Origin of the sequence: Buttiauxella sp. B2, from assembly GCF_006376615.1 — a bacterium.
Classification (GTDB): Bacteria; Pseudomonadota; Gammaproteobacteria; order Enterobacterales; family Enterobacteriaceae; genus Buttiauxella.
The window spans coordinates 32,220-50,215 of sequence record NZ_VEXQ01000019.1 but is presented as its reverse complement, the minus strand read 5'-3'; the positions used below and the strand labels follow the sequence as shown (position 1 = coordinate 50,215).

Below are 17,996 nucleotides of genomic sequence, written 5' to 3'. Positions count from 1 at the left end.
CAGCCTCAGCCCAGCATTCTTTGTGCTTCTTTAGAAACATTGTTCATCTCGTCAAGAAGCTCGAAAAGTTCGGGTTCCAAATCTTCTGGCTTCATGCCATTACGCAACTGTTGCTCAAGTGTCTTACACAAATTTTTCAATCGTGGTACGCCGCTGTAGCTGCAACTACCATGGAGTTTGTGAATGATATCAACCAACCTCTCTGGGTTTTCCCCCACGAGCTGTTCTTCAACGGTGTTACGCACTTCCGGCAAGAATGCCAATAACATTTGTAGTAAATCGCGCGCCAGATCTGGTTTATTCGCGGACTGTTGCAACGCCAGAGCCCAATCCAGAGTTTGATTTTGATTGTGGTCAGGCACTAACGTTTCTACGTTAGCAGGTAACGCAGGCGCAGTTATTGCACCTGGTTGGTAGCGAATTAGCAGGTTATACAGCTTGTTTTCTTCAATTGGTTTTGCCAGATAGTCGTTCATTCCAGCACTGAGTAACTTCTCTTTTTGCCCCGCCATGGCGTGCGCCGTAACGGCGATGACCGGTGTTTGCTGGTGGTGCGGCATCTGGCGAATCAATTCACAGGCGCGGATTCCGTCCATTTCAGGCATCTGAATATCCATCAAAATAATGTCTATCTGCATCTGTTTTGCACGTTCAATCGCTTGTGCGCCACTGCCACAGAGTTCGACATTTTGTACATGGTCTTCAAGCAACGCGCCGATGAGTTTAAGGTTTGCCGGGTTATCATCAACAGCCATCACGGTCAGCGGCAACTTTCTGTTTTCAGAGCTGTTTATCAGGGTTGGATCGGATGAAAAGGTATGTTCTGCCAACAGTGGCAGCAGGCGAGTCGAGGTGACTGGCTTCAATAAGCATGCAGTCACACCCTGCTTTTTAAGCGATTCCGCATCAACTTGTGCATGGCTTGGAAGTGCGAAAATCAGGCAGTCAGCCATGGTGGCAGCTTTCGCCAGTTTCGGATTTGCCATTGTCAGCGTTTCGCGGAATGTGACTGGAATGCCGAGCAGCATAATATCGTAGTGCCCTTCTGCAAGGGTCAAAAACGATGGGCTGTAAACCACTTCGAGCGGAGTATTCGCCAAAATATTGAGCGTGCTTTGCGCCGCAGTGGCATTTTGCTCAACATAGGCAATGCGCTTGCCAGCCAGATTTTCGGTCGAATAACCATCCAGAACTGCATTGGAATTTAAGTCCAGATTGATGTAGAACCAGAAGGTAGAACCTTGATTTGTCTGGCTATGGAAAGAGATATCTCCGCCCATTTCACTAACCAGTTTTTGCGTGATAACCAGCCCAAGCCCCGTACCACCGTGGCGCCGGGTAATACTGGCGTCTGCCTGACGAAATGCCTGGAACAACCGCGACTGTTCCTGTTCAGGAATACCGATTCCGGTATCGTGGATCCGCATTTCAACCTGGACTTTGTTGTTCCCCTGCGAGCGCTTCTCGACGACCAGATCGATATTGCCGCTTTCGGTAAACTTGATTGCATTCCCCACCAGATTGGTCACCACCTGCTGCAAACGCAGCGGATCGCCTATCACGTTATCCGGCACATCGTTTCTGATGTTAAGCGTCAGTTCCAGACCTTTGTCATGGGCTGAATGCGCGAGCAATGTCACGACTTCATCGAGCGTATTGCGCAGCGGGAAAGGAATACTTTCAAGAATCAGTTTGCCAGCTTCAAGTTTGGAGAAGTCCAGCACGTCATTAATAATGGTTAGCAGGTTATTGGCCGAACGTTCAATAGTATGCAGGTGATCACGCTGCGTGGCGTTCAAATCTGTTTTCAGCGTCAAACGAGTAAAACCAATTACGCCATTCAACGGAGTGCGCAGTTCGTGAGACATATTAGCGAGGAATTCAGATTTAATACGCGCGGCTTCCTGAGCACGTTTCTTCGCGAGATCCAGCTCAACGTTCTGGATTTCCATCTGCTCCAGGGTTTCACGTAAATCGGATGTCGCTTGGTCAATATTGTGCTGCATTTCTTCGTGATAAGCCGTCAGCGACATCGCCATCGAATTGATCCCGTTCTTCAGCATATCCAGTTCGCCGAGCATGAAACCTTCCACTCGGCTATCGAGCTGCCCGCGCCGTATCCGGTCGACCGTATTCACCATATTACGAATAGGCCCAGTGACATCGCGCATCAAACGGTAGGCAAACAACATTGCGATGCCGATGCAGAACAACATCATCAGTGTTGAAATAAAAATCTCGCGGTACTGTTGCAAGCGCACGGATTTCAGGTCGAGCTCAATGGCGACATAGCCGAGGGTGTTACCCGCAGGTTTCGCGTCGGTGACCTCTGATTCATCAGGTGAGTAGCTTTCGGAAATAATGGGAGTGCGCAGAATAATCGAATCACCATGCCGCGAGATGCTTAAACTGTGTGGTGGCTTTTCATTGTTTGGCAACCTCAGTATCGACGCATTGAGCTGATAATTGGAGGTGACAAACAGCCTGTTGTTTTCGTCAAAAACGGAAATCGCCCGCACAATATCGGAATGACGGCGGTGCAACACGCTAACTAACTGGCGAATGGATTCACGGCTGTGGAAACTCATACCGTATTCACTTGCAACGGCCAGCGGCTCGATAATGTTAGTACCAGAATCTTCTAACTGACGCTGCAAGTCGTTGTAACGATGGACGACAAAAAAGATGCTGAGCAATAAACCGATCATTAATGTCGGCGCCAGAATCAGGATCATCATGCGTGCGCGCAGGCTGTAGTTGGTCATGGGGTTCCGATATGGGACAATTGAAGCAATAATTAATATTTTGAGAGAGCACTCTGGCTCATGGCGCAATTCTACTCTGCAAAGCGACGGGTTACGACTCGTCAAATCATAACCGTGAACGTTAGCGACCTTGACCCATTTGGCCAGGGTGTTGCGCGTCACAATGGCAAAGCGCTTTTTATCCAGGGCGCACTGCCCGGTGAGCAGGTTGAAGTCACGATTACCGATGATAAACGCAACTTCGCTCAGGCTCGAGTTAAGCGCCGTTTAAATGATAGCCCGCAACGTGTTGCGCCGCGTTGCCCACATTTTGGTGTCTGTGGTGGTTGCCAGCAGCAACATGCCAGTATCGAATTGCAGCAGCAAGCAAAATCCCGTGCACTGGCGCGCATGATGGGAACGCGTGAAAACCCGGTTGCAGTGAACGAAATAATTTCTGGCTCGCCATGGGGTTATCGTCGCCGTGCGCGCTTGGGCTTGAATTATCACGCTAAAACGCAAACCTTACAGATAGGTTTTCGTAAATCCCATGATAGTGAGCTGGTGGATATTCACCACTGCCCCGTGTTGGCGCCCCAACTTGAAGCGCTGCTTGAACCATTGCACCAATGTTTATCAGAATTAAAGGCGGTACGACGTTTAGGGCATGTTGAATTAGTGCTTGCCGATAATGGTCCACTGATGGTGTTGCGCCATTTAGATGCACTTCATGATGATGATCGGCAAAAACTGGAACGCTTTTCGCATTCTACAGGCGTCGCGCTGTTTTTAGCCCCAGACGGTGAGACACTCACGGCGCTTGGTGACGATGAACCCTGCTATCACTCAGACGGGCTACGCTTAACGTTCAGCCCGCGCGATTTCATTCAGGTAAATGATGAGGTGAATCAGCAGATGGTCGCTCGTGCCATCGAATGGCTGGATATTCAGCCAACCGACCGGGTGCTGGACCTGTTCTGCGGAATGGGAAATTTTACGCTGCCGCTGGCAATACGCGCTGAAAGTGTCGTGGGGGTGGAAGGCGTTGCTGCGCTGGTGGCGAAAGGTGAATATAATGCGCGATATAATTCGCTGAAAAATGTCACATTCTTTCATGAAAACCTGGAAGATGATGTGACTCGTCAACCTTGGGCAGCCCAAGGTTTTGACAAAATATTGCTCGATCCCGCGAGAGCGGGTGCGCCGGGAGTGATGCAGCATGTGATTACACTTGCTCCAAAGCGAGTGGTCTATGTTTCATGTAACCCGACAACGCTTGCCCGTGATAGCGAGGCATTGCTGGCAGCAGGCTACCAACTGCGCCAATTGGCCATGCTGGATATGTTTCCGCACACGGGGCATCTGGAGTCTATGGCGCTATTTGAGCGGAATTAAGTGGTTAGACCAGGTCGTGTGACCTGATTTATAACCAATAGGAGAGGACAATGGTTGCGGTAAGAAGTGCACATCTCAATAAAGCTGGCGAATTTGCGCCCGATAGATGGATTGCTAGCCTCGGGATCACCAACCAGCAGTCATGTGAACGCTTAGCCGAAACCTGGCGGTATTGCGAGCAACAGACCAAAGGCCATCCTGACGCTGAACTGCTGTTGTGGCGTGGCGTTGAGATGGTGGAAATCCTGTCGATGCTGAGCATGGACAATGACACGCTGCGAGCCGCATTGTTGTTCCCTCTTGCCGACGCGGGAGTGGTCACCGAAGATGTGATGCGTGAAAGCATTGATAGCCAGGTTGTAACGCTCATTCATGGCGTGCGCGACATGGCGGCCATCCGTCAGTTAAAAGCTGCCCATACAGATTCCGTCTCTGCTGAACAAGTTGATAACGTTCGCCGCATGTTGCTGGCGATGGTCGACGATTTCCGTTGTGTGGTTATCAAACTAGCAGAGCGCATCGCTCATTTACGTGAAGTAAAAGATGCACCGGAAGACGAACGCGTTCTGGCGGCAAAAGAATGTACCAATATTTATGCACCGCTCGCCAACCGCCTTGGGATTGGTCAGCTCAAATGGGAGCTGGAAGATTACTGCTTCCGCTACCTGCATCCTGCTGAATACAAACGTATTGCGACATTGCTGCACGAGCGTCGTATCGACCGTGAGCATTACATTGATGATTTTGTCAGTGCGTTGCGTAAAGCGATGAAAGAAGAGGGTGTTAAGGCTGAAGTGTATGGCCGTCCCAAACACATCTACAGTATCTGGCGCAAGATGCAGAAAAAGTCTCTTGCCTTTGATGAGTTGTTTGATGTGCGTGCCGTGCGCATCGTGGCGGAGCGTTTGCAGGACTGCTACGCCGCACTCGGCATTGTGCACACACACTATCGTCATATGCCGGACGAGTTTGACGACTATGTAGCTAACCCGAAACCGAATGGTTATCAGTCGATTCATACTGTTGTACTCGGGCCAAACGGTAAAACGATTGAAATCCAAATCCGTACTAAGCAGATGCATGAAGAGTCGGAACTGGGGGTTGCAGCCCACTGGAAGTACAAAGAGGGCAATGCCCGTAGCGGAAGCTCCGGCCATGAAGACCGCATTGCGTGGTTGCGTAAACTGATCGCCTGGCAAGAAGAAATGGCCGATTCTGGCGAACTGCTGGATGAAGTACGCAGCCAGGTATTTGATGACCGCGTGTATGTGTTTACCCCGAAAGGTGATGTGGTGGACTTGCCTGCAGGCTCCACTCCGCTTGATTTTGCTTACCACATCCACAGTGATGTTGGACACCGTTGCATTGGTGCAAAAATCGGTGGGCGTATTGTGCCATTCACCTACCAGTTGCAAATGGGTGACCAAATCGAAGTTATCACCCAGAAACAACCTAACCCGAGCCGTGACTGGTTGAACCCAAACCTGGGCTACATCACCACCAGCCGTGGTCGTGCCAAAATCCACAACTGGTTCCGGAAACAAGATCGCGACAAAAATATTCTGGCTGGACGGCAGATCCTCGATGACGAAATTGAACATCTGGGTATCAGCCTGAAAGAGGCTGAGAAATCGTTGCTGCCACGCTACAACTTCAATGAAATCGATGAGTTATTAGCGGCAATTGGTGGGGGTGATATTCGTCTTAACCAGATGAGCAATTACCTGCAAGCGCAATTCAATAAGCCAACTGCGGCTGAACAGGATGAGCAAGCGCTTCGTCAGTTGAAACAGAAAACCTTCTCATCACAATCGCGCAGCAAAGATAATGGCCGCGTTGTGGTGGAAGGTGTCGGTAATCTGATGCACCACATTGCGCGTTGCTGCCAGCCGATTCCGGGCGATGAAATTGTCGGTTTCATCACTCAAGGGCGCGGTATTTCTATCCATCGCGCTGATTGTGACCAGCTTGCTGAACTGCAATCTCACGCACCGGAACGTATTGTTGATGCGGTATGGGGCGAAAGCTATTCAAGTGGCTACTCGTTGGTGGTACGCGTCACCGCCAACGATCGCAGTGGTTTGCTGCGTGACATCACCACCATTCTGGCGAATGAAAAGGTGAATGTATTGGGTGTTGCAAGCCGCAGCGATACCAGGCAGCAGTTGGCAACCATCGACATGAATATCGAAATCTATAACCTTCAGGTACTGGGCCGCGTGCTGGGCAAACTGAATCAGGTGCCGGATATTATCGACGCGAAGCGATTGCACGGTTAGTTATTTTCCTCTCATTTCTGGGCTGTTTTCTCTTTATCAGAGAGAAGGTCTGGGTGAGAGGTGTTTTTAATGCAAGGAATCAATATGAGCCAAATTTCCCGCCTTCTGGGCATTATGAAGCGCCTGCGTGACCCTGAATCCGGTTGTCCGTGGGACAAAGAGCAAACCTTCGTGACCATTGCTCCCCATACTCTGGAAGAAACCTACGAAGTGCTTGATGCCATCAACCGCGAAGATTTTGATGATTTACGCGGAGAACTGGGCGATTTGCTGTTCCAGGTGGTGTTTTACGCGCAAATGGCTCAAGAAGAAGGTCGCTTTAACTTCGACGATATCTGCGCTGCAATCAGCGACAAACTCGAGCGCCGCCACCCGCACATCTTTGCAGATGCTACTGCTGAAAACAGCACTGAAGTGCTGGCTCGTTGGGAGCAAATTAAAATCGATGAGCGTGCTGAAAAAGCGCAGCATTCCGCAGTGGATGACATCCCTCATGCGCTTCCTGCTCTCATGCGTGCACAAAAAATTCAGAAGCGTTGTTCGACAGTCGGCTTCGACTGGACCACTCTTGGCCCGGTATTAGACAAAGTCTACGAAGAGATTGACGAAGTGATGTTTGAAGCTAAACAAGTTGTCGTTGATGAAGCAAAACTGGAAGAAGAAGTCGGTGATTTATTGTTTGCCACCGTTAATCTTGCACGCCATTTAGGGACCAAAGCCGAAACTGCATTACAAAAAGCCAACCTAAAATTCGAGAGACGTTTCCGCCAGGTGGAGCAGATTATTGCCGCGCAAGGGTTGAAAATGGAGCAAGCGACGCTCGAACAGATGGAAAATGCCTGGCAGCAAGTTAAACTCAAGGATTCTGATATCTAACGTGTTTTTCAGCTCAGGTGCCTGTTATGGCCATTTCGATTTAACAAGCGTTTGATTTGAGTCAAAAACATTTACGCCAGACGAGCTATTTTCAGTGCCCTGACAACGAGCGAGGTCAGGGCTTTGCAGACAGAATGAAAATTTGTGGCGCCGATACTGTTCGGGTATACTACTTTCCCGTCTTAGTACTCCCATCGTCTTTAAACCTAACTTCTCAGGTTCAGCATGACAACGAACTATATTTTTGTGACCGGCGGGGTCGTTTCCTCTCTGGGTAAAGGCATTGCCGCAGCCTCCCTCGCAGCTATTCTCGAAGCCCGTGGCCTCAACGTATCCATCATGAAACTCGATCCGTACATCAACGTCGATCCGGGTACCATGAGCCCTATTCAACATGGGGAAGTGTTCGTTACAGAAGACGGCGCTGAAACCGACCTGGATTTAGGTCACTACGAGCGTTTCATTCGCAACAAAATGACGCGTCGTAACAACTTCACCACTGGTCGTATTTACTCAGAAGTTTTGCGTAAAGAACGCCGTGGCGACTATCTGGGCGCGACAGTCCAGGTTATTCCACACATCACGAACGCTATCAAAGAACGCATCCTTGAAGGTGGCGAAGGCTACGATGTCGTGCTGGTAGAAATCGGCGGTACTGTAGGTGATATCGAATCCCTGCCGTTCCTCGAAGCGATTCGTCAGATGGCTGTAGAAGTGGGTCGTGAGCACACGCTCTATATGCACCTGACTCTGGTGCCCTATTTAGCGGCTGCCGGTGAAGTGAAAACTAAACCGACCCAACACTCCGTAAAAGAACTGCTTTCTATCGGTATTCAGCCTGATGTGCTGATCTGCCGTTCTGACCGCGTGGTTCCGGCAAACGAACGTGCAAAAATTGCATTGTTCTGTAACGTCCCGGAGAAAGCGGTTATTTCTCTAAAAGATGTCGATTCAATCTATAAAATTCCAGGTCTGTTGAAATCACAGGGTCTGGACGATTATATTTGTAAACGATTCAGCTTGAACGTTCCTGAAGCTAACTTGTCCGAATGGGAACAAGTTATTTACGAAGAAGCGAATCCGACAAGCGAAATCACAATTGGTATGGTCGGCAAGTACATTGAACTGCCAGATGCCTACAAATCTGTGATTGAAGCATTGAAACACGGTGGTTTGAAAAATCGTCTGACCGTTAACATCAAGCTGATTGACTCGCAGGATGTTGAAACTCGCGGTGCTGAAGAAGTGCTGAAGGGATTGGATGCTATCCTTATCCCTGGCGGTTTTGGTTACCGTGGTGTGGAAGGCAAAATCGCCACCGCGCGTTATGCTCGTGAGCAGAATATTCCATATCTGGGCATTTGCTTGGGTATGCAGGTCGCGCTCATTGAGTTCGCACGAAACGTTGCAGGTATGGCTAACGCCAACTCAACTGAATTTGTGCCAGACTGTAAATACCCGGTGGTTGCATTAATCACCGAGTGGCGTGATGAAGAAGGTAACGTTGAAGTTCGCACTGAAAAGAGTGACTTAGGCGGCACCATGCGTCTTGGTGGCCAGCAGTGTCAGTTGACCGATGGTAGTCTGGTACGCCAGATGTACGGTGAACCGACAATCGTTGAGCGCCATCGCCATCGTTATGAAGTCAACAACATGTTGTTGAAGCAAATCGAAACAGCAGGTCTGCGCGTTGCGGGCCGTTCCGGTGATGATCAACTGGTAGAAATCATCGAAGTGCCAAATCATCCGTGGTTTGTTGCTTGCCAGTTCCACCCGGAATTTACTTCTACTCCTCGTGATGGGCACCCATTGTTTGCAGGCTTTGTAAAAGCTGCCGGTGAGTACCAGAAGCGTCAGGCGAAGTAAGCAGAAAGTTAGAACGACAACGCGCGAATGTTTCGCGCGTTGTTTGTCTGGAGTTTTAGTTTAACTTGTACTGAGGAAAATCTAATGTCCAAAATCGTTAAAGTCATCGGTCGTGAAATCATCGACTCCCGTGGTAACCCGACTGTTGAAGCTGAAGTTCATCTGGAAGGCGGTTTCGTAGGTATGGCTGCTGCACCATCAGGTGCTTCTACTGGTTCCCGCGAAGCGCTGGAACTGCGCGATGGCGACAAATCTCGCTTCCTGGGCAAAGGCGTTCTGAAAGCCGTTGCTGCAGTTAACGGTCCAATTGCTGCGGCTGTAACTGGTAAAGATGCGAAAGACCAGGCTAACATCGATAAGATCATGATCGACCTGGATGGCACCGAGAACAAATCTAACTTCGGCGCTAACGCAATCCTGGCTGTATCTCTGGCTGCTGCTAAAGCTGCTGCTGCCTCTAAAGGCCTGCCGCTGTATGCACACATCGCTGAACTGAACGGCACTCCAGGCAAATACTCTATGCCTCTGCCTATGATGAACATCATCAACGGTGGCGAGCACGCTGATAACAACGTTGATATCCAAGAGTTCATGATTCAACCAGTTGGTGCGAAAACTCTGAAAGAAGCCATCCGTATGGGTTCTGAAGTTTTCCACACCCTGGCTAAAGTTCTGAAATCTAAAGGTATGGGTACTGCTGTTGGTGACGAAGGTGGCTATGCGCCAAACCTGGGTTCCAACGCTGAAGCACTGGCTGTAATCGCTGAAGCGGTTAAAGCTGCAGGTTACGAGCTGGGTAAAGACATTACTCTGGCTATGGACTGTGCTGCTTCTGAATTCTACAAAGATGGTAAATACGTTCTGGCTGGCGAAGGCAACAAAGCTTTCACCTCTGAAGAATTTACCCACTTCCTGGAAGACCTGACCAAACAGTACCCAATCGTTTCTATCGAAGACGGCTTGGACGAATCTGATTGGGATGGTTTCGCATACCAGACTAAAGTCATGGGCGACAAACTCCAGTTGGTTGGTGACGACCTGTTCGTAACTAACACCAAAATCCTGAAAAGAGGTATCGACAACGGTATCGCTAACTCCATTCTGATCAAATTCAACCAGATCGGTTCTCTGACCGAAACTCTGGCTGCGATCAAAATGGCGAAAGATGCTGGCTACACTGCAGTTATCTCTCACCGTTCAGGCGAAACTGAAGACGCTACCATCGCTGACCTGGCTGTTGGTACTGCTGCAGGCCAGATCAAAACTGGTTCTATGAGCCGTTCTGACCGTGTTGCTAAGTACAACCAGCTGATTCGTATCGAAGAAGCTTTGGCTGCACAAGGTACACCAGCTCCGTTCAACGGTCTGAAAGAAGTTAAAGGTCAGTAATTCGTTACTGCTGCTTTAAGTTCTGAGAAAAACCCGCTTCGGCGGGTTTTTTTGTGCTCTTTTTTCCTGAATTCTGAGGCTTGCTCGTATTAAGCGAGGGCCATTGTTTGCGCTTTCCTGACCTCTCAACCAGACTTACTGGGTTATTTTACTCACAGGTCAGGAGACCGCCATGAAAGCTGCAGTAGTTAACAAAGACCACTCTGTTGGCATCATCGATAAGCCTGTTCGTGCACTTGAGCACGGTGAAGCGTTACTGACGATGGAGTGTTGTGGGGTTTGCCATACCGACTTACATGTAAAAAATGGTGATTTTGGTGATGTAACGGGTATTACGCTGGGTCATGAAGGTATCGGCGTAGTGAAGTCAATCGGCCCTGGTGTGACTTCACTGAAAGTGGGTGATCGTGCAAGCGTTGCCTGGTTCTTTCGTGGATGTGGAAACTGTGAATACTGTAATAGCGGCAACGAAACGCTATGTCGAAGCGTCACAAATGCGGGATATACCGCTGATGGTGGCATGGCAGAAGAGTGCATCGTTGTAGCTGACTACGCAGTTAAAGTACCAGATGGCCTCGAATCTGCCGCCGCAAGCAGCGTCACTTGCGCAGGTGTTACAACGTATAAAGCGGTAAAAGTTTCCCACGTTAAACCGGGCCAGTGGATTGCGATTTATGGCTTGGGTGGTCTTGGCAACCTTGCACTGCAATATGCGAAAAATGTCTTTAATGCCAAAGTTATTGCCATCGACGTCAACGATGCGCAGCTCGATTTCGCTAAAGAGTGTGGCGCTGATTTGGTGATTAACTCACGTAATGAAGATGCTGCAAAAATCATCCAGGAGAAAGTTGGTGGCGCACACGCGGCGGTAGTCACTGCAGTGGCGAAAGCTGCGTTTAATTCTGCTGTTGATGCTGTTCGTGCTGGTGCCCGTATTGTTGCTGTCGGGTTACCTTCTGAGTCTATGAGCCTGAATATCCCGCGCCTGGTGCTTGATGGTATTGAAGTTGTCGGTTCACTGGTGGGCACACGTATGGACCTGACTGAAGCATTCCAGTTCGCGGCTGAAGGGAAAGTGGTTCCAAAAGTAACAATGCGCCCACTTGAAGATATCAACGCTATCTTCAAAGAAATGGAAGATGGCAAAATCAAAGGCCGCATGGTTATCGATTTTAAAACTAAGAAGTAAGCGACATTGAATGAAAAATGGCCGGATTACCGGCCGTTTTTTAACTACAGCGACTGAATTACCCGTTTAAGCAACCGAATTCTTGGCTCTATGCTATCCAGTTCCAGATACTCTGACGCACTATGGAAACCAGCACCAATTGGGCCAAGGCCATCCAGTGCAGGCACCCCTAACGCTGCGATATAGTTGGCATCAGAACCACCACCTACCGACTTCCAGCGCACGTCTATACCTTCAGCGGCTCCGGCTTGCTCAATAAGCTTCATCAGTACTTCAGTATCGGCAGTTGGCGACATGGCTGGTTTTTGTGTCAGCTGGTGAACAGTGGTTTTCACATCCCGCTCGAATTCATGCTGGTTGTATGCCTGGATTGCGGCATGCACGCGCGCATATTCTTCGTTATCCTGGAAACGGACATCGACAATCATTTCTGCATGCTCAGGTACGATATTCGCCACCACGCCGCCAGAAATTACACCGGTATTAATGGTGGTTCCTTTGGAAATATCTGCCAGTTCACTTATTTCCAGAACGGCATGCGCCAGTGCTTTAATTGCGGAGCGGCCTGATTCAGGATCATTACCGGCATGTGCTGCGACACCTTTAAACGTCAGCTTATAGCCTGCAATGCCTTTACGCGCTTTCACCAGCGAACCGTCAGCTCTTGCGGCTTCACACACCAGTACACAACGACTACGTTTTGCCAGTTCGCCAAGCCAATGACGGGAATGTAGAGAGCTGGTTTCTTCATCAGGATTCATGGCCACGCCAATGGATAAGCGCTCCAGAGTCGCTTTATCCATCTCACGAAGTGCCCAAAGAATATTCAGTAACCCGCTCTTCATGTCAGATACGCCAGGGCCGTAAGCTCGATTTCCTTCAATCCGAAAAGGACGTTCAGCCACAGTACCTTCAGGGAACACGGTATCCATATGGCCGACGAGTAACACGTCATAATATTCAGCGTCTGGTTTGTTGGTTGCAAACAATCCAGGACCGACTTTTTCACCCAGCGAGACCTTGTCGCAGTGCCAATTCTCATTCTGATACCACTGCTGGATAATACGACTAACTTCCTCAACACCGTCGATCGTTGCCGTCCCACAGTCGATATTGACTACTTTTTTTAGCTCTTGAATATACTGTTTTAAGTCCATGGGCTACTCCGCAATCATAAGTCGTATAAATAATCTTTGGATGCTAAAAGCATGATGTGCTGCGAAATATGACGGTGATCAAGCGGGCTTACTTAGAGCTGAGGGAAGGGTGATTGTTGTGATGACTGACACAATAATGAGTTGCACATGATCTCAACCGTTACTTCTGCGATAATTGCTCTTTACACCTATTATCTGAGATGACTATGCAGTATCCGATTAACGAGATGTTCCAGACCCTACAAGGGGAGGGCTATTTTACTGGTGTGCCCGCCATTTTTATTCGCCTACAAGGCTGCCCAGTGGGTTGCGCGTGGTGCGATACCAAACACACCTGGGAAAAACTCGCGGATCGTGAAGTCTCTCTGTTCAGCATTCTGGCTAAAACCAAAGAAAGTGATAAATGGGGCAGCGCCAGTGCTGAAGATCTGCTGGCAATTTTCCAGCGTCAGGATTACACCGCTCGGCATGTGGTGATTACCGGTGGCGAACCGTGTATTCACGATCTCATACCGTTAACCTCATTGTTTGAACACCATGGCTATAGCTGCCAGATTGAAACCAGCGGCACACACGAAGTGCGCTGTACGGCAGATACTTGGGTTACTGTTTCTCCAAAAGTGAACATGCGTGGCGGTTACGACGTGCTTTCTCAGGCATTAGAACGCGCTGATGAAATTAAACATCCTGTAGGGCGTATGCGTGATATTGAGGCGCTGGACGAGCTATTAGCGACGTTGGTAGATGATAAAAAGCGTGTGATTGCGCTGCAGCCTATCAGCCAGAAAGAAGATGCAACGCGTCTGTGTATTGAAACCTGTATTGCCCGTAATTGGCGGCTTTCAATGCAGACACATAAATATTTGAATATCGCTTAAAACAAGAAAGGCACCTTAAGGTGCCTTTCTTTTAACCTTTATACACGCAACCGGCGGTACAGGTTTCTTTCACCATCACCGCACTGAGCAGCGGCACAATCGGCTTCATTTGATCCCAAATCCATTTTGCCAGTACTTCGCTGGTTGGATTCTCAAGCCCTGGAATATCATTCAGGTAGTAATGATCCAGCCTGTCATAGGTCGGTTTGAACGCCGCTTTTAGCTCAGAGAAATCCATAATCCAGCCGGTATAGGGATCAACCTCTCCGGTGATTTCCAGACGCACCATAAAAGAGTGGCCATGCAGGCGACCGCATTTGTGGCCTTCTGGCACATGCGGTAGATGGTGAGCGGCTTCGAAGGTAAAATCTTTAAACAGCGTGGTGGTCATTATTACATTCTCTGTAGGGCGAAAAACCGCCGCATAGTACCGGAAATGACTATTTTACGCATTAACTAAAACTAACCAGGGTACGTAAACCACCATTACTGCATTCTGATTATAGCTAATTGTTTAAATATCAATTAGTTGGATAACCACTTTTAACTCTATGTATTACCAGAAAAAGCGGTTAGTCGTTTTGGTTATTTGTTATTTCTATCCCTTCTTTAATTGTTACTATCAGCCTCGTTAACCTTACGCTATTCCCGTTTATTCGTTCGATATTAAAAACGGACCTTTTGTTACTGGAACTCAATCAAGCATGACGACTCAGGCCCCACCGACCGCTTTGCTGCCGCTAACCCCGGAGCAACTGGCACGCCTCCAGGCGGCGACAACCGATTTTTCGCAGACTCAACTGGCCTGGTTATCCGGCTATTTTTGGGGAATGATCAATCAACAACCCGGCAGCGTTGCAGTTGCACAGCCTGCTGCGGCTGAAACCCCAGTGATCATGTTGATTTCCGCCTCTCAGACTGGTAACGCGCGTCGTGTGAGCGAACAACTGCGTGACGATTTGTTGGCAGCAAAATTGAACGTTAACCTGGTTAATGCGGGTGACTATAAATTCAAACAAATTGCCCAGGAAAAACTGCTGATTGTCGTGACCTCGACGCAGGGCGAAGGTGAACCGCCTGAAGAAGCGGTGGCATTGCACAAATATTTGTTCTCAAAAAAAGCGCCCAAACTTCCGGGAACCGCATTTGCAGTATTCAGCCTGGGTGACACTTCTTACGAATTCTTCTGCCAGTCCGGTAAAGATTTTGATTCCAAACTCGCGGAGCTTGGCGGTGAACGCCTGCTGGAACGCGTGGATACTGACGTCGAGTTTCAGCCCGCGGCGGCAGAATGGCGTGCAAAAATTGTCGATATTTTGAAATCCCGCGTACCGACAGAAACACCAGCGCAAGCGGCAGCCACTGCTACTGGCGTAGTAAACGAAGTTTTCTCCAGTCCATACACTAAAGAAGCGCCGCTGGCAGCAATGCTCAACGTTAACCAGAAAATCACAGGGCGAGATTCTGAAAAAGATGTGCGCCATTTCGAAATTGACTTGGGTGATTCAGGTTTGCGTTACCAACCAGGCGATGCGCTGGGTGTCTGGTATCAGAACTGTCCGGCACTGGTTAAAGAACTGATCGAATTGTTGTGGCTCAAAGGTGATGAGAACGTCACTGTTGATGGCAAAACTTTGCTATTGAGTGAAGCGCTGGAATGGCATTTTGAACTGACCGTCAACACCGCGAATATCGTTGAGAAATACGCTCAAATCACTCGTAACGCGGTGCTGCTGGATTTAGTAGGCGATAAAACCAAGCTGCAACATTTTGCTCAAAGCACACCCATTGTCGACATGGTGCGTTACGCTCCGGCTGAATTAACGGCCGAACAGCTCATTGATTTGCTGCGCCCACTGACACCGCGCCTGTACTCCATTGCTTCTTCTCAGGCAGAAGCAGAAAGCGAAGTCCATATTACGGTTGGCGTGGTGCGTTATGACATCGAAGGGCGCGCACGTACCGGTGGCGCATCAGGCTTCCTGGCGGACCGTCTTGAAGAAGAGGGTGAAGTGCGTGTATTCATCGAACATAACGATAACTTCCGTCTGCCAGCGAATCCAGATACGCCTGTCATCATGATTGGCCCAGGCACCGGTATTGCACCGTTCCGTGCTTTCATGCAGCAGCGTGAAAACGACGGTGCCGGTGGCAAAAACTGGCTGTTCTTCGGCAACCCGCACTTTACCGATGATTTCTTGTATCAGGTTGAATGGCAGCGCTACGTCAAAGACGGGCTACTGACCCATATTGATCTCGCCTGGTCCCGTGACCAGCAACACAAAATATACGTACAAGATAAACTGCGCGAAAAAGGCGCGGAGCTGTGGAACTGGATTAATGAAGGTGCCCACATTTACGTCTGTGGCGATGCAAATCGCATGGCGAAAGACGTTGAGCAGGTATTACTGGAAGTGGTAGCCGAGTTCGGTGGTATGGATATCGAAACGGCAGATGAATTTTTAAGTGAGCTGCGCGTTGAGCGCCGTTATCAGCGAGATGTCTACTAATGAGCGAAAAACACCCAGGACCATTAGTGGTCGAAGGCAAACTGTCTGACGCCGAGCGTTTGAAACGCGAAAGCAATTTCCTGCGCGGCACCATTCAGGACGATTTGCAGGACGGGTTGACCGGCGGCTTCAGAGGCGACAACTTTTTGCTGATCCGTTTCCACGGTATGTATCAGCAAGACGATCGCGATATTCGTGCAGAACGTGCAGAACAAAAACTCGAACCTCGCCACGCGATGATGCTGCGTTGCCGTCTACCCGGTGGGATCATTACCACCGAACAGTGGCGTGCGATTGATAAATTTGCCGAAGACAAAACGATCTACGGCAGCATTCGTCTGACCAACCGCCAGACTTTCCAGTTTCACGGCATTCTGAAAAAGAACGTGAAGCCGGCTCACGAGATGCTGCATGAGGTTGGGCTGGATGCGTTGGCGACCGCCAACGACGTGAACCGCAACGTACTTTGTACTTCCAACCCGGTGGAGTCTGAACTGCACCAGGAAGCCTACGAGTGGGCGAAAAAACTCTCTGAGCATTTATTGCCGCGTACCCGCGCTTACGCTGAAATCTGGTGGGATAAAGAGAAAGTCGCGACAACTGACGAAGAGCCGATCCTGGGTTCCACCTATTTGCCGCGTAAATTTAAAACGACGGTAGTCGTGCCACCGCAGAATGACGTCGATCTTCATGCCAACGACATGAACTTTATCGCTATCGCTAAAGACGGCAAATTGGTGGGCTTTAACGTGTTAGTCGGCGGTGGCTTGTCCGTTGAACATGGCAACAAGGCAACCTATGCCCGTACGGCGAGCGAGTTTGGTTATATCCCGTTGGAGCACACGCTGGCGGTAGCGGAAGCTGTTGTTTCCACACAACGCGACTGGGGCAACCGTACCGATCGTAAAAATGCTAAAACCAAATACACCCTTGAGCGCGTTGGTGTTGATGTATTTAAAGCGGAGGTTGAGCGCCGTGCTGGCATCACCTTCGAACCGATTCGTCCGTATGAATTCACTGGGCGTGGGGATCGCATTGGTTGGGTTAAAGGTATCGATGACAAATGGCACCTGACGCTGTTTATCGAAAATGGTCGTATTCTGGATTATCCAGGCAGACCGTTGAAAACTGGCTTGATGGACATCGCTAAGATCCACAAAGGTGACTTCCGCCTGACGGCGAACCAAAACCTGATAGTTGCGGGTGTTCCTGCCGGCGAAAAAGCGGCAATTGAGAAGATTGCAAAAGAAAGCGGGTTGATGAACGCGGTGAAACCGCAGCGTGAAAACTCGATGGCCTGTGTCGCATTCCCGACTTGTCCGCTGGCGATGGCGGAAGCTGAACGTTTCCTGCCGCAGTTTGTGACTAAAGTTGAAGAAGTGCTGGAAAAACACCATGTGCCAGATGAGCACATTGTGACGCGTGTAACCGGCTGCCCGAATGGCTGTGGCCGCGCATTACTAGCAGAAATCGGCCTGGTGGGAAAAGCGCCAGGGCGCTACAACTTACACATTGGCGGTAATCGCATCGGCACGCGTATTCCGCGCATGTATCGTGAAAACATTACTGAACCAGAGATTCTGGCTTCTATCGATGAACTGGTTGGGCGTTGGTCTAAGGAACGTGAGGCCGACGAAGGTTTTGGTGACTTCACCATCCGTGTCGGGATTATTCGCCCGGTGTTGGATCCTGCTCGAGATTTGTGGGACTAAA

Annotated in this window: 12 protein-coding genes; 9 read left to right on the top strand and 3 right to left on the bottom strand. The window is 49.5% G+C overall.

From position 1 onward, the window contains the following. Window positions 1–5: 5 nt before the first annotated feature. Complete coding sequence (gene barA / locus FH968_RS18230) at window positions 6–2,765, bottom strand: two-component sensor histidine kinase BarA (protein WP_139882169.1); 2,760 nt, start codon at window positions 2,763–2,765, stop codon at window positions 6–8. A 60-nt stretch (window positions 2,766–2,825) separates the two neighbouring features. Here barA and rlmD point away from each other — a divergent pair, with 60 nt between their 5' ends. The 6 genes from rlmD (at window position 2,826) to adhP (ending at window position 11,738) form a co-directional block, all read left to right on the top strand. Next, the gene (rlmD, locus tag FH968_RS18225; RefSeq protein WP_139882168.1) at window positions 2,826–4,139 is read left to right on the top strand and encodes a 23S rRNA (uracil(1939)-C(5))-methyltransferase RlmD; all 1,314 of its coding nucleotides are present in this window, start codon (window positions 2,826–2,828) and stop codon (window positions 4,137–4,139) included. A gap of 50 nt (window positions 4,140–4,189) precedes the next feature. Next, window positions 4,190–6,418, top strand: coding sequence for a GTP diphosphokinase (gene relA, locus FH968_RS18220; RefSeq protein WP_139882167.1), 2,229 nt, complete (start codon window positions 4,190–4,192; stop codon window positions 6,416–6,418). Between the two features lie 84 nt (window positions 6,419–6,502). After that, the gene (gene mazG, locus FH968_RS18215; RefSeq protein WP_139882166.1) at window positions 6,503–7,294 is read left to right on the top strand and encodes a nucleoside triphosphate pyrophosphohydrolase; all 792 of its coding nucleotides are present in this window, start codon (window positions 6,503–6,505) and stop codon (window positions 7,292–7,294) included. A 225-nt stretch (window positions 7,295–7,519) separates the two neighbouring features. Then, the gene (gene pyrG / locus FH968_RS18210) at window positions 7,520–9,160 is read left to right on the top strand and encodes a glutamine hydrolyzing CTP synthase (protein WP_139882165.1); all 1,641 of its coding nucleotides are present in this window, start codon (window positions 7,520–7,522) and stop codon (window positions 9,158–9,160) included. An 84-nt stretch (window positions 9,161–9,244) separates the two neighbouring features. Further along, complete coding sequence (eno, locus tag FH968_RS18205; RefSeq protein WP_139882164.1) at window positions 9,245–10,549, top strand: phosphopyruvate hydratase; 1,305 nt, start codon at window positions 9,245–9,247, stop codon at window positions 10,547–10,549. A gap of 172 nt (window positions 10,550–10,721) precedes the next feature. Continuing rightward, window positions 10,722–11,738, top strand: a complete 1,017-nt coding sequence (adhP, locus tag FH968_RS18200) for an alcohol dehydrogenase AdhP (RefSeq protein WP_139882163.1) — start codon at window positions 10,722–10,724, stop codon at window positions 11,736–11,738. Between the two features lie 44 nt (window positions 11,739–11,782). Here adhP and FH968_RS18195 read toward each other — a convergent pair whose 3' ends face one another. Next, window positions 11,783–12,895, bottom strand: a complete 1,113-nt coding sequence (locus FH968_RS18195; RefSeq protein WP_139882162.1) for a M20 family metallopeptidase — start codon at window positions 12,893–12,895, stop codon at window positions 11,783–11,785. A 206-nt stretch (window positions 12,896–13,101) separates the two neighbouring features. On the opposite strand from FH968_RS18195, the gene queE reads away from it, so the two are divergent. Further along, window positions 13,102–13,773, top strand: coding sequence for a 7-carboxy-7-deazaguanine synthase QueE (queE, locus tag FH968_RS18190; protein WP_139882161.1), 672 nt, complete (start codon window positions 13,102–13,104; stop codon window positions 13,771–13,773). A gap of 31 nt (window positions 13,774–13,804) precedes the next feature. On the opposite strand, the gene queD is transcribed toward queE, so the two are convergent. After that, entirely contained in the window at window positions 13,805–14,167 is a 363-nt protein-coding gene (gene queD / locus FH968_RS18185) for a 6-carboxytetrahydropterin synthase QueD (protein WP_189389220.1), read from the bottom strand. 310 nt (window positions 14,168–14,477) lie between these two features. Here queD and cysJ point away from each other — a divergent pair, with 310 nt between their 5' ends. Both cysJ and cysI read left to right on the top strand, forming a co-directional pair. Then, window positions 14,478–16,283 carry an NADPH-dependent assimilatory sulfite reductase flavoprotein subunit gene (gene cysJ / locus FH968_RS18180; protein ID WP_139882159.1) on the top strand — a complete coding sequence of 602 codons (1,806 nt, stop codon included), beginning with the start codon at window positions 14,478–14,480 and terminating at the stop codon, window positions 16,281–16,283. Beyond that, a complete protein-coding gene (gene cysI, locus FH968_RS18175; protein ID WP_139882158.1) occupies window positions 16,283–17,995 on the top strand; it encodes an assimilatory sulfite reductase (NADPH) hemoprotein subunit in 1,713 nt (570 codons plus the stop codon). Before cysJ ends, cysI begins: the two co-directional genes overlap by 1 nt. Window position 17,996 lies beyond the last annotated feature (1 nt).